The sequence below is a fragment of the Cellulomonas hominis genome (assembly GCF_901521055.1).
Lineage (GTDB): Bacteria > Actinomycetota > Actinomycetes > Actinomycetales > Cellulomonadaceae > Cellulomonas > Cellulomonas endometrii.
In genome coordinates, this window is the sequence record NZ_CABEGA010000022.1 from 1 (window position 1) to 12177 (window position 12177).

13 protein-coding genes are annotated in these 12177 nt (G+C 76.9%); 3 read left to right on the plus strand and 10 right to left on the minus strand.

Features of this window, described 5'->3' with window-relative positions; all coding sequences use genetic code 11:
* Together cydC and KJP73_RS06210 are read left to right on the plus strand one after the other, a co-directional pair.
* The coding region (cydC, locus tag KJP73_RS06205; protein WP_213281929.1) for a thiol reductant ABC exporter subunit CydC at positions 1–1894 on the plus strand (1894 nt) is incomplete at its 5' end.
* Entirely contained in the window at positions 1879–3711 is a 1833-nt protein-coding gene (locus tag KJP73_RS06210) for a GAF domain-containing sensor histidine kinase (RefSeq protein WP_349628290.1), read from the plus strand. The genes cydC and KJP73_RS06210, both read left to right, overlap by 16 nt.
* A gap of 28 nt (positions 3712–3739) precedes the next feature.
* Here the strand turns inward: KJP73_RS06210 and KJP73_RS06215 are convergent, their stop codons facing one another.
* Positions 3740–4369: a response regulator gene (locus tag KJP73_RS06215; protein WP_213281973.1), complete on the minus strand. Its 630-nt coding sequence runs from the start codon at positions 4367–4369 to the stop codon at positions 3740–3742.
* A 147-nt stretch (positions 4370–4516) separates the two neighbouring features.
* Here KJP73_RS06215 and KJP73_RS06220 point away from each other — a divergent pair, with 147 nt between their 5' ends.
* Positions 4517–5464, plus strand: coding sequence for a phosphoglycerate dehydrogenase (locus KJP73_RS06220; RefSeq protein ID WP_213281930.1), 948 nt, complete (start codon positions 4517–4519; stop codon positions 5462–5464).
* 23 nt (positions 5465–5487) lie between these two features.
* Here KJP73_RS06220 and mutM read toward each other — a convergent pair whose 3' ends face one another.
* The 9 genes from mutM to KJP73_RS06265 form a co-directional block, all read right to left on the minus strand.
* A complete protein-coding gene (mutM, locus tag KJP73_RS06225; protein ID WP_213281931.1) occupies positions 5488–6411 on the minus strand; it encodes a bifunctional DNA-formamidopyrimidine glycosylase/DNA-(apurinic or apyrimidinic site) lyase in 924 nt (307 codons plus the stop codon).
* A gap of 16 nt (positions 6412–6427) precedes the next feature.
* The gene (gene rnc, locus KJP73_RS06230) at positions 6428–7177 is read right to left on the minus strand and encodes a ribonuclease III (RefSeq protein WP_213281932.1); all 750 of its coding nucleotides are present in this window, start codon (positions 7175–7177) and stop codon (positions 6428–6430) included.
* A gap of 58 nt (positions 7178–7235) precedes the next feature.
* Entirely contained in the window at positions 7236–7430 is a 195-nt protein-coding gene (gene rpmF, locus KJP73_RS06235; RefSeq protein WP_213281933.1) for a 50S ribosomal protein L32, read from the minus strand.
* 2 nt (positions 7431–7432) lie between these two features.
* Positions 7433–8029, minus strand: a complete 597-nt coding sequence (locus KJP73_RS06240) for a YceD family protein (protein WP_213281934.1) — start codon at positions 8027–8029, stop codon at positions 7433–7435.
* A 115-nt stretch (positions 8030–8144) separates the two neighbouring features.
* Positions 8145–8648, minus strand: a complete 504-nt coding sequence (locus KJP73_RS06245; protein ID WP_213281935.1) for a hypothetical protein — start codon at positions 8646–8648, stop codon at positions 8145–8147.
* Positions 8645–9190, minus strand: a complete 546-nt coding sequence (coaD, locus tag KJP73_RS06250) for a pantetheine-phosphate adenylyltransferase (protein WP_213281936.1) — start codon at positions 9188–9190, stop codon at positions 8645–8647. Before coaD ends, KJP73_RS06245 begins: the two co-directional genes overlap by 4 nt.
* 10 nt (positions 9191–9200) lie before the next feature.
* Entirely contained in the window at positions 9201–9782 is a 582-nt protein-coding gene (rsmD, locus tag KJP73_RS06255; protein WP_213281937.1) for a 16S rRNA (guanine(966)-N(2))-methyltransferase RsmD, read from the minus strand.
* Entirely contained in the window at positions 9779–11488 is a 1710-nt protein-coding gene (locus KJP73_RS06260) for a DUF6297 family protein (protein ID WP_249669150.1), read from the minus strand. The genes rsmD and KJP73_RS06260 overlap by 4 nt, the downstream gene beginning before the upstream one ends.
* Positions 11485–12177, minus strand: coding sequence for an ABC transporter ATP-binding protein (locus KJP73_RS06265; RefSeq protein ID WP_213281938.1), 693 nt, complete (start codon positions 12175–12177; stop codon positions 11485–11487). Before KJP73_RS06265 ends, KJP73_RS06260 begins: the two co-directional genes overlap by 4 nt.

Sequence of the window (12177 nt, forward strand, 5' to 3'; positions counted from 1 at the left end):
GGGCGGAGGCCGCCGGGGGCCCGGCCCCCCCCCCCCGCTCGCCCCGGCTGCCGACCCCCGGCGCACGCCCCCGCCCGGAGCGCGACCCGCCGCCGACCCGCTCAGGCGGGCCGTCCGGCTCCTCGACGTCGACCGCCGCCGTGTCGCGCTCGCCGTGCTGCTCGGCGTGCTGGCGCTCGGGTCCGCCGTCGCGCTCGCCGCCGTCTCGGCGTGGCTGATCACGCGCGCGGCCCAGATGCCGCCGGTGCTGGAGCTGTCGGTGGCGACCGTCGCGGTGCGCGCCTTCGGCATCGGCCGCGGGCTGTTCCGCTACCTCGAGCGGCTCGTGTCGCACGACGTCGCGCTGCGCGGCATGAGCACGCTGCGCACGACCCTGTACTCGCGGCTCGCGGCAGGCCGCCCGGAGGCGACCCTCGGGCTGCGGCGCGGCGACCTGCTCGCCCGCGTCGGCGCGGACGTCGACGCGGTCGGTGACGTCGTGGTCCGGGGCCTGCTGCCCGCGGCCGTCGCCGCGGTCCTCGGGCTCGGCACGGTCGTCGCGATGGGGCTGTTCCTGCCCGCAGCGGGCCTGACGCTCGCCGCCTGCCTGCTGCTCGCGGGCGTCATCGCGCCGTGGCTCGCCCAGCGTGCCGCGCGGACCACGGAGCAGCGCGCCGCCGCGGCCCGCGCCGAGATGGCGGCCACCGCGCTGGGCCTGCTGGAGGACGCCGGCCCGCTCGCGGTGCAGGGCCGCACCACCGAGGAGCTGGCCCGCCTGCGCACCGCCGACGCCGACCTCGCGCGCGCCACGGACGCCGGTGCGGGGCCCGCGGCGGTCGCCGCGGCGCTCGGGAACCTCGCCGTCGGGGTGGCCGTGCTGGCCGCCCTGCTGGTCGGGATCCCGGCCGCGACCGCGGGCACCCTGGCCCCCGTCGAGCTCGCCGTGATCGTGCTGACCCCTCTCGCCGCGTTCGAGGCGACCTCCGTGCTGCCCGCCGCCGCCATCCAGGTGCACCGCTCCCGCGCGGCCGCGGCCCGGCTGATGGCGGTGCTCGACGACGCGGACGGACCCGCGCCGGCGCCCGCCGACCCGCGCACGGCCCCGGACGGGGCGCCCGGCGAGGACCGCTCGGGTCCCGGCCCGCGGCTCGTCGCCCGCGGTCTCGCCGTGGGCTGGCCCGGCCGTCCGCCGGTGGTCGAGGGCCTCGACCTCGACGTGTCCCCCGGGCGCAGCGTCGCCGTCGTCGGCCCGTCCGGCGTCGGGAAGACGACCCTGCTGCTCACGCTCGCCGGCTTCCTGCCGCCGCGCGCCGGGGAGGTGCTCCTCGATGGCGTGCCGCTGGCCGAGGTCGACCCCGCGGCCCGCCTGGCCCGGCTGGCGCTGACCACGGAGGACGCACACGTCTTCGAGACCACGGTGCTGGAGAACCTGCGGGTCGCCCGCGGGGACGCCACGCCGCAGGACGCGCGCGCCGCGCTGGACCGCGCCGGCCTCGGCGACTGGCTCGCCGGCCTGCCGGACGGCGTCGACACCGTGCTCGGCCCGGACGCCCGTAGCGTCTCCGGCGGCGAGCGGCGGCGCCTGCTGCTCGCGCGGTCCCTGCTGGCCGCCGCTCCGCTCCTGCTGGTCGACGAGCCCGCCGAGCACCTCGACCCCGCCACCGCCGACCGGCTCGTCACCGACCTGCTCGCCGCGCCCCGGGGCGAGGACGCGTCGCGCGGGGTCCTGGTCGTCACGCACCGGCTCGCCCCGCTCGCCGCGGCCGACGAGGTGCTGGTGCTCCGCGACGGCCGGGTCGCGGCGCGCGGCGCGCACACGGACCTGATCGCCGCCGACGACGACTACCGTGAGGCGCACGCCAGCGAGCAGCACGACGGTGGGACGGGGACGACGAGGGCATGGCCGACGACCTGACGACGCAGCGCCCGACCCCGGCGGGGCCGGAGCGCCGGCCCGATCGCCACGAGCGGCCCGGCGGGCTGCCCGAGCCGACCTACGGACCGGGCGTCACCACGACGATCCACGTCCGCGAGCCCGGCGGCCGCTCCCACCTGGAGCTCGGCACGGCGTCCGAGACCGGCGACGAGATGGCCGACCTGCTGGACGCGGTCCTGTCCGTCGCCTCCGGCCTGGAGCTGCCGGGCGTCCTGGAGCGGTTCGTCCGCGTCTCGGTCGAGCTGACCGGGGCGAAGTACGGCGCGATCAACGTGCTGGACTCCCGCGGCGAGTCCACCACCTTCGTGCAGACCGGCGTCCCCGCGGCCGCCGCCGCGATGATGGGCCACCCGCCGCACGCGCAGGGCGTGCTGAGCAAGATCCCGACGCACGGCGTGCTGAAGCTGGACGACCTGACGGACCACCCGGCGTTCCGGGGCTGGCCGGCGGGGCACCCGTCGATGGGGTCGTTCCTCGGCGCCTCGGTGCGGGTCCGGGAGCAGGTCTACGGCTACCTGTACCTCTCCGAGAAGGAGGGCGGGTTCACCGACCAGGACGCCACCACGGTGATCGCGCTCGCCGCCACCGCGGGCGTCGCCGTGTCGAACGCGCAGCTGTACGCCGACGCCGCCCGCCGCGAGCACTGGCTGCGCGCGGGCCAGGACATCACCACCATGCTGCTGTCCGGCGCCGACGAGGAGGAGGCGCTCGCCCACATCGCCGCGACCGCCCGGGACGTCGCGGACGCGGACACGGCGGCGCTGGCCCTGCCGGGCGTGGCGGGCGAGCTCCTGATCGAGCTGGCCGACGGCCACAACGCGGACAGCCTGATCGGCGCGCGGCTCACCCCCGGCGGGCCGACGTGGTCGGTCATGGAGGAGGGCACCGGGCTGCTGCTCGAGTCCCTGTCCACGTCCCGCCGCATCACCGTCCCCGCGATGCGGGCGTTCGGCTCGGCGATCTTCGCCCCGCTGCAGACGTCCGGCCGCGGCGTCGGCGTGCTCATCCTGCTGCGCAAGATCGGCTCCCTGACGTTCGAGCCGAGCGACCTCGCCACCGCCGAGTCGTTCGCGTCCCAGGCGGCCCTCGCGTTCGTGCTGGCCGAGGCCCGGCACGCGCAGGACGTCGCGGCCCTGCTCGACGAGCGCGAACGGATCGCCCGGGACCTGCACGACCTCGCCATCCAGCAGCTGTTCGCCACCGGCATGCAGCTCGAGACGGTGCGCCGGCGGTCGGCCCGCGGGGTCGACCCGTCGGAGCTCACGAGCATCGTCGAGGAGGCGCTGGACAACGTCGACGCCTCGGTCCGGCAGATCCGGCAGATCGTCTACGCGCTGCGCGACCCCGACGCCGCCACGGGCATCGTCGAGCGGCTGCGCCGGGAGGCGTCGCTCGCCCGCACCGGGCTCGGGTTCGCCCCGTCGCTCGTCGTGACGCTCGACGGGGAGTCCGTGCCGGACGGGGACTACATCGTGGCGGACCTCATCGACGAGCGGATCGGCCCGGACCGCACCGACGACGTGGTGGCGGTGGTCCGGGAGGGGCTGGCGAACGCCGCCCGGCACGCGCACGCGTCCTCGGTCAGCGTCCGGGTGGCCGTCCGCGGCTCCGGGCCGACGGGGGCCGTGCTGGTCGAGGTCGAGGACGACGGCGTCGGCCTGCCCGCGGTGCGGGACCGGCGGTCCGGGACCGGGAACCTCGCGGCGCGCGCACGGCAGCACGGCGGGACGTTCTCGCTGGGTGCCGCACCGGGGGGCACGGGCACGCTGCTGTCGTGGGAGGTCCCGCTCGGCTGAGCGGGATGCCGGTGAGCCGGCCCGGAGGTCAGGAGTGCCCGGCCTCCGCGCGCCAGCCGCTGTGCCGGCGGGCGGCGACCCAGGCGGCCACCTGGGTGCGGCGCTGCAGGCCCATCTTGGCCAGCAGCGAGGTGATGTGGTTCTTCACGGTCTTCTCCGCGACGCCCAGGCGCTCGGCGATCTCGCGGTTGGACAGCCCGTCGCCGATCAGGTCGAGCACCTTGAGCTCGCTCGGCGTGAGGTTCTCCGTCGGGTCCTCGTGGCCGGCGCGGCGGCGGGTGACCGTCCGCTCGTCGAGCAGGGTCCGGCCGGAGGCCACGGCACGGATCACGTCGGTGATCTCGGCGCCCCGGACGCTCTTCAGCAGGTAGGCGGCGGCGCCGGCGTCCAGCGCCTCGGCCAGCGCGTCGTCGTCGTCGAACGAGGTCAGCACGATGGCCCGGGCGGTGGGCAGCGTGACCGCCACCTGCTTCATCAGGTCGATGCCGGTGCCGTCCGGGAGCTGCAGGTCCACCAGCAGCACGTCGGGGTGCACCAGTCCCGCGCGGCGCACGCCGTCGGCGACGGACCCCGCCTCGGCGACGACCTTCATCCCGTCGGCGCGCTCGACCACCTCGGCGATGCCCCGCCGCACGACCTCGTGGTCGTCGACGATCATCACCGAGATCTCCCCGGAGCGGGCCGGCTGCACTGCGCTGTTCGTGGCGGACACGAAGGCATCGTATCGACCCCGCGCGCCGGGGTGGCGCACCGCCGCACCCGGCTCGCCTGGCGCGGCGGTCCCGCGTGGGGGAACCTCTCGCCCATGACCACCGTGCTGCTGCCGTCCTCGATCCCGCTCTCCCCCACGCTGCCGGACGGGGTGCGGACGGCCACGTACGACGTCCGGGAGCCGCTGCCCGACCACCTGGTCGACGCGGAGGCGCTCGTGGCCTGGGGCAACCCCACCGCGCAGCTCGCCGACGCCGCCCGCCGGATGGGCCGGCTGCGCTGGGTGCAGGCGCTGGCGGCGGGCACGGACGGCGTGCTGGCGGCCGGCTTCGCGCCCCACGTGCAGGTGACCTCCGGCCGCGGGCTGCACGACGGCCCGGTCGCCGAGCACACGCTGGCGCTGGTGCTCGCGGCCGCGCGGCGGCTGCCCGAGCTGGTCCGCGCCCAGGACGAGCACCGCTGGGCGGAGGAGCTGGGCGGCATCCAGCGGCTGCCGCACGAGGGCGGCGAGTTCCGCTCGCTGTCCGGGGCGCGGGTGCTGATCTGGGGCTTCGGGTCGATCGCCGCGCGGCTGGCGCCCCTGCTCACGGTGCTCGGTGCCCAGGTGGTCGGCGTGGCGTCGCACGCCGGGCAGCGCGCCGGCTACCCGGTGATCGCCGCGCGGGACGTCGCCCGCACGCTGCCCGGGACCGACGTGCTGATCGCGATCCTCCCGGCGACCCCCGCCACCCGCCGCGTGCTGGACGCCGACGTGTTCGCCGCCCTGCCGGACCACGCGTGGGTGGTCAACGTCGGGCGCGGCTCCACGCTGGACGAGGACGACCTGCTGGACGCCATCCGCGCCGGCCGGCTCGCGGGGGCGGCGCTCGACGTCTTCGAGACCGAGCCGCTGCCCGCGAGCTCCCCGCTGTGGGACGAGCCGCGCGTGCTCATCACCCCGCACGCGGCGGGCGGCCGGCCGATCGGCGCGGACACGCTGCTGAGCGACAACATCGGCGCGTTCGTGCGCGGCGAGCCGCTGCGCAACCTGGTGCGCCGCTGACGTGCGCCGCTGAGGTCCGCCCCTCAGGCCGCCGGGGCCGGCTGGCAGACGGGGCACAGGTGCGACGAGCGGTTCATGAAGGGCTCGCGCACCACCGGAGTCCCGCAGCGGGGGCACGGGCGGCCGGCCTGCCCGTAGACGGCCAGCGACCGGTCGAAGTACCCGGACGCCCCGTTGACGTTGACGTACAGGGCGTCGAAGCTCGTCCCGCCCTGGGCGAGGGCGTCCCGCATGACGCCCGCGACGGAGTCGAGCACGCGCAGCGCCGTCGCCTGGTCGAGGTCCGCGGTCGGCGTCGCCGGGTGCACCCGCGCCCGCCAGAGGCCCTCGTCGGCGTAGATGTTGCCGACCCCGGACACGACGCCCTGGTCGAGCACCGCCCGCTTCACCTGCGTGCGGCGACGTCGGATCGCCCGGGCGACGGCGTCCACGTCCAGCGCGGGGTCCAGCAGGTCGCGGCCGATGTGCGCGACGGGCGCCGGCACCAGGTCCAGGTCCGAGCCCGCGCCGCCGGGGCGGCCGTCCGTGGTCGGCTCGAGGTCCACCACGGACAGGTGCCCGAACGTCCGCTGGTCCACGAAGTCGAGCGCGCCGCCGTCGTCGAGCAGCAGGCGCACCCGCAGGTGCCCGTGCTCGCCGCCGGACTCGACGTCGGCCGCCGACCCGCGCACGAGCAGCTGGCCGCTCATGCCGAGGTGCGCCAGCAGGGCGTCGTCGGGCCGCTCCCCCGGCGCGCCGGGGTGGTCGAGCGGCAGCCAGAGGAACTTGCCGCGGCGCGCGGCGGCAGTCAGCGTGCGCCCGGTGAGCCGCCCCGCGAGGTCCGCGGGGCCGGCGAGGTGGCGGCGCACGCTGTACGGGCGGCGCACCTCCACCGACCGCACGGTGCGGCCGACCACGTGGCGCTCGAGGCCGTCACGGACGGTCTCGACCTCGGGCAGCTCCGGCACGCGGGACCCGGCCGGCTCAGTCGGCGGCGTCGACCGGGACCGCGGCGGCGTCGGCGGCCTCGGCGGCCTCCGCCAGGGTCTCGGCCTCCGCCTGCAGAGCGGTCCACGCGAGCGCGGCGGCGCGCTGCTCCGCGAGCTTCTTCGCGGTGCCCGTGCCGGTGCCGCGCACCTGCCCGGCCACGACGGCCTCGGCGGTGAACGTGCGGGCGTGGTCCGGGCCGTCGCTGGTCACCTGGTACACCGGAGCGCCCAGGCCGAGCGCGGCGGTGAGCTCCTGCAGGCTCGTCTTCCAGTCCAGGCCCGCGCCGAGGTCCGCGGCGGCCGTCAGCGTGGGGCCGACCAGGCGCAGGACGATCTGCCGGGACACCTCGAGGCCGTGAGACAGGTACACGGCGCCGAACAGGGCCTCCAGGGTGTCGGACAGGATCGAGTCCTTGTCCCGCCCGCCGGTGGCGAGCTCCCCCTTGCCGAGCAGCACGTACGACCCGAGGTCGAGGGCCCGCGCGACCTCCGCCAGCGCGCGCTGGGACACGGTCGCGGCGCGCATCTTCGCGAGCTCGCCCTCGGACTGACCCGGGTGCCGGCGGTACAGCTCCTCGGTGACCGTGAGCCCGAGCACGGTGTCGCCCAGGAACTCCAGGCGCTCGTTGGTCGGGATGCCGCCCGCCTCGTGGGCGAACGACCGGTGGGTGAGGGCGAGCACCAGCAGCTCGGGGTCCAGGTGGACCCCGAGCTGCTGGGCGAGCTGTGCTGCTGAGGTGCTCATGGTGCTCGTCGCCCGCGCGTCCGGTGCGTCACCGGCCGCAGGCGCGTCGGCGCTGGCGTCAGCCGGCGTGCTCGGTCCGCATCGCCTCGGCGTAGCGGCGACCGGCGTAGGTGCCGCACGTCGGGCACGCCTGGTGGGGGCGCATGTTCGACTGGCACTGCGGGCAGGTCGTGAGCGTCGTGGCAGTGGTCTTCCACTGCGACCGACGCGCACGGGTGTTGCTGCGCGACATCTTGCGCTTCGGAACAGCCACGGCTAGCTCTCTCTCTTCTCGTCAAGCGTGCTCTGCAGGCCGCCGAGGGCCGCCCACCGAGGGTCAAGGGTCTCATGCGAATGCCCGGGGTCGTCCGCCAGGTGCGCTCCGCAGATGGAGCACAGACCCGGGCAGTCGTCCCGGCACAACGGCTGGAACGGTAGCGCAGTCACGACCGCGTCCCGAATCGCGGGCTCGACGTCGACCAGGTCGCCGTCCAGCTCGGGCAGGTCCTCCTCGTCGTCGCCGTTCTCCTTGGCGACCTCGGCACGACCGGGGTACACGTAGAGCTCCTGGAGCTGGACGTCGAGGTTCTCGACGACCTCGTCCAGGCAGCGCACGCACTCCCCGACCGCCCGGGCCCGCACGGAGCCGGAGACGAAGACCCCCTCCATGACGGCCTCGAGCTGGAGGTCCAGCTCGACGTCGGCACCGGGGGGGACGCCGATCACGTCGGTACCGAGATCCTCGGGGGCGGGGACCGTCGCGCGGGCACGACGCATCGATCCCGGACGTCGGCCGAGCTCGTGGGTGTCGAGCACGAACGGCGAGCGGGGATCGAGGTGAGGCGCGCGCTCCACGGTCCACGTTCCTGTCATGAGGGGGTCTCGGTCGCTGCGATGACCGGCAGGACCAACGGTCGATCCTACGGTACGGGGCCGCTCCCGCCCAAACGACAAGGGCCCTCACCGGCCGGGGCGTGCGTCACACGCCTCAGGACGCGGGGTCGTCCAGCCGGTCCGCGAGCTTGGCCCGCCCGGCCTGCACCTGGCTGAGCACCTTGCCCAGGTCGATCTCGAAGTCGGCGAGCCGCCGGTCGCAGTAGTCGTCGGCGTCCCGGCGCAGCCCGCGGGCGGTCTCCTCCGCCTCCCGGACGATCTCGGCGGCCCGCTCGTGGGCCAGGGCGACGACCGACTCGTTCTCGACGAGCTCGGCGGCCCGGCGGCGCGCGGCGGCCTCGATGCGCTCGGCGTCCGCCCGGGCCGCGGCGCGCTCCGCGTCGGCGGCGGCCAGGACGTCGTCGGCGCGCTGCAGCTGCGTGGGCAGCGCGGCACGGGCCTGCTCGACCAGGTCCAGCAGCTCCGCGCGGCTCACCAGGACGGAGGCGGACATCGGCATGGCGCGCGCCGCGGAGACGGCCTGCTCCAGCGCGTCGAGCACGGAGCTGAGGTTCTCCCGGCGCGCCCCGGGGGCGTCGGCGGCGGTCGGCTCGGTCATGCGGGGCTCCCCTCGGCGGGTGTCGGTGCTCGGTCGGCGGACGCCGCGGTGCGCTGTGGGCGCGGATCGGTGCCCAGCGCGGCGTGCACGGCCGCGGCGACGGCCGGCGTCACGAGGTCGTCGATCCGGCCGCCGTGCCGGGCGACGTCCTTCACCAGCGACGACGCGACGTGGGACAGCGCGGGGTCCCCCACGACGAACGCGGTCTCGACGCCCGACAGGTGCCGGTTCATCAGGGCCATCGGCAGCTCGGCGTCGAAGTCCGCGCCGCCGCGCAGGCCCTTGACCACGACGTCGGCGCCGAGCGAGCGCAGCTCGTCCGCCAGCAGGCCCGCCGAGGACGTCACGCGCACGCCCGGCAGGCCGGCGACCGCGTCCTCGATGAGCGCGACGCGGGTGGCGACGTCGAGCAGCGGGGACTTGGCGGCGTTGTGCGCGACCAGGACCACGACCTCGTCCGCCAGACGCCGGGCGCGGCGCACCACGTCCAGGTGTCCGAGCGTGAAGGGGTCGTACGAGCCGGGGCACACCGCGAGGACCACGCGCCCGAATCTACCTCCGGGTCGCCTCGTCGTCCGGGACGGGGCTCCGCGCGCCGAGGTGCAGCGCCGTGTCGCCGTAGGTGCGGGTGTCGAACCCGTGCATCTGCTCGGGCCACGGCGGCGGGCCGCTGCGCGCGGAGCGCTCGACCACGACGACCGACTCTGCCGTCAGCGCGGGGACCAGCGCCGTCAGCACCTCGGCGACCGTCTCGTCGGGCACGTCGTACGGCGGGTCCAGCAGCACGAGGTCCCACGGCTCGGCGACCGGCCGCGCGACGTACTTCTCGACCCGGTCGCGGACGACCTCGGCGCGGTCGCGGAGGCCGAGCGCGGCGACGTTCTTGCGGCAGACGTCGGCGGCGACCTTGCCCATCTCGACCAGGACCACCCGGGCGGCCCCGCGGCTGGCCGCCTCCAGGCCGAGGGCGCCCGACCCGGCGTACCCGTCCAGCACCCGCGCGCCCTCGACCGCGTCCAGGTGCTCGAGCCGGGAGAACAGCGCCTCCCGCACCCGCTCGCTGGTCGGGCGCGTGCCCTGCGGCGGCACGGCGAGGGTCCGGCCGCCGACCGAGCCGGCCACGATGCGGGTCACGAGCGTGCCTTCTTCTCCGCCTCGGCGGCGTCCATCGACTCGGACATGCGGTCCATCATCGTCTTCGTGCTGGTGCTCGACCCGACGGCGAGCGCGATCGCCGAGACCGCGACCTGCACGACGACGACCGTCGGCACGACGGTGCCGAGCGCGACGCAGATGAGCACGGGCACCATGCCCAGCACGGCGACGTCCGGGCCCCGGGCGAGCACGCCGGCGACCCCGCCGGGCAGCGCGCCCATCGGGGTGGCGACCAGCGGGCCGTCCCACTTCGGCGCCGGCCGGTACGCCGCGCGCAGCGCCGCCCCCGCCCACACCGGTGCGGACGCCACGCCGAGCAGCAGCCAGCCCGCGACGTCGCCCTCCCAGCGCCCGACGGCGCCGAACGCCGCCAGCGACCAGAGCAGCATGGCGACGCCCGGGACGACCAGGCGCGCCCGGCGGACCTGCTGGGCGGACAGCGGCAGCAGGCGGTCGACGATCGGCGCCATCTCCGCGCGGCGGGCGCCCTCCCCCGTGGCGAGCATCCCGACGTAGCCGGAGACGACGACCCCGAGCGCCACCCCGAGCGCGCCCGCGAGCTGCGGGGTGATGACGACGACCACGGGCACCAGCGCGGACACGACCAGCTGCACGAGGTGCCGCGGGGAGCGCAGCAGCACCGTGAGGTCCGCGACCACGACGGCCGAGACCGGTCCACGCACCAGGCGCATGCGGCGCACCCGGCGCCGGCGGGGCCGGGCGGCGGAGTCGGACAGCGCCCGGCCGAGCTCGCGGGAGTCCAGCGAGACGACGGCGCCCGCGGCCTGCGTGGCCACGGACCCGCTCTCCCGCAGGTCGCGGCCCCGGATCCGGCCCAGCCGCAGGTCCAGCCACCAGCCCAGGGCGGCCACGGCCACCGCGACGACCGCGATCAGCCACCACGCGACGTCCGGCAGCGCGGCGAGCCGCCAGCCCGCGAGCGCCCCGGCCAGCGCCAGCACCGGCGCGGCGGCGATCACCAGGTCGCCCACCACGGCCGTCGCCCGGCGCGGGACGCCGCGGCTCTGCGCGTGCCCGGCGAGCAGCACGAGCGCCGCGCAGACCAGCCCGGCGGTCAGCCCGAGCCGCAGCACGTGCCCGACCCCGTGGTCGGCGAGCAGCCCGCCGTCCAGCAGGGCCACCACCGCCCCGCCGACCAGCCCGGCCACGACCGGCAGCCGCAGCGACGTCGGGCGCAGCAGGCCGCGGCGGCCGACGGGCGTGGTCAGCCACCAGGTCGCCTCGGCACCCCCGGCGCCCACGGGCCCGAGCCGCGCGCCGATCGACAGCACCGTGCCGGCGATGACCACCGCCACCACCGCGACCACGGTCGGCAGGCTCACGCCGGTGCCGAGCGCCTGGTCCGGGACGTGCGGGAGCGCGGAACGCAGCTGGCCCGCGACGCCGAGCGCGACGCCGATGCCGACCGCGGTCATCAGCACCGCGTAGTAGACGTCGCCCAGCACCTCGCCGAGGCCCGCGCCCGCGCGCCGGCGGGCGACGGCACCGGTGTAGCGGCGGATCGAGCGGGCGGCGGGGATCGGCGTGCTGCCGTCGGTGGGCGCGACGGCGGGCTCCGGCGCGTCGTCCCAGGTGAGGGTCGTGCCGCCGGGGCTGCCGGGGGCGTCGGGCGTCGCGGCGAACTCGTCCACGTCGCCCGGCGGGGTGGCGGGCCGGTCGGTCACAGGACCCCCGGGCGCAGGGCCTCGGCGGCGTCCGCCGGGCTCAGCAGCCGGGACGCGTCGTCACCGACGAGCACCGCGCGGTCCGCGACGGCCCGCAGCAGGTCGGGGTCGTGCGTGGCCAGCAGCACCGAGCCGCCCGCGCGCTTCTCCTCGACCAGCCGCTGCGCCAGGTGGTCGCGCATCGCGACGTCGAGCCGCTGCTCCGGCTCGTCCAGCACCAGCAGCGACCGCGGCCGGACGAGGCCCGCCGCGAGCAGCAGCCTGCGCCGCTGGCCGGAGGACAGGGCCACGGGCAGGGCGCCGGCGTGCTCGGTCAGGCCGAACTCCGCGAGCAGCTCGTCCACGACGGCGTCCGCACCCTGCACGCCGTGGCCGCGCGCCGTCAGGTACAGGTGCTCCGCGACGGTCAGGGCCGGGAAGTACGCGTCGTCGTCGAGCACGCTGGACACCCGGGTGCGGAACCCGATCTCCCGCTCGTCGACCGGCCGGCCCAGCACCTCCACCCGGCCGCCGACCGGCTCCAGCAGGCCGAGCACCGCCCGCAGCACGGTCGACTTCCCGGAGCCGTTCGCGCCGACCAGCGCGAGGGCCCTGCCGGGCGGGAGGGTGAAGGAGACGGGGGCGCACACGGGCTCCCCGCCGTAGCCGACGAGCAGGTCGACGGCACGGATGACGGGCTGCTTCGACAC

What these genes read in the sequence shown, in the direction of transcription:
- KJP73_RS06215 (WP_213281973.1), bottom strand. Translation starts at nt 4,369, where the DNA reads ATGATCGTCGACGACCACGAGGTCGTGCGGCGGGGCATCGCCGAGGTG.
- KJP73_RS06240 (WP_213281934.1), bottom strand. Translation starts at nt 8,029, where the DNA reads ATGACAGGAACGTGGACCGTGGAGCGCGCGCCTCACCTCGATCCCCGC.
- KJP73_RS06210 (WP_349628290.1), top strand. Translation starts at nt 1,879, where the DNA reads ATGGCCGACGACCTGACGACGCAGCGCCCGACCCCGGCGGGGCCGGAG.
- KJP73_RS06245 (WP_213281935.1), bottom strand. Translation starts at nt 8,648, where the DNA reads ATGACCGAGCCGACCGCCGCCGACGCCCCCGGGGCGCGCCGGGAGAAC.
- rnc (WP_213281932.1), bottom strand. Translation starts at nt 7,177, where the DNA reads ATGAGCACCTCAGCAGCACAGCTCGCCCAGCAGCTCGGGGTCCACCTG.
- KJP73_RS06220 (WP_213281930.1), top strand. Translation starts at nt 4,517, where the DNA reads ATGACCACCGTGCTGCTGCCGTCCTCGATCCCGCTCTCCCCCACGCTG.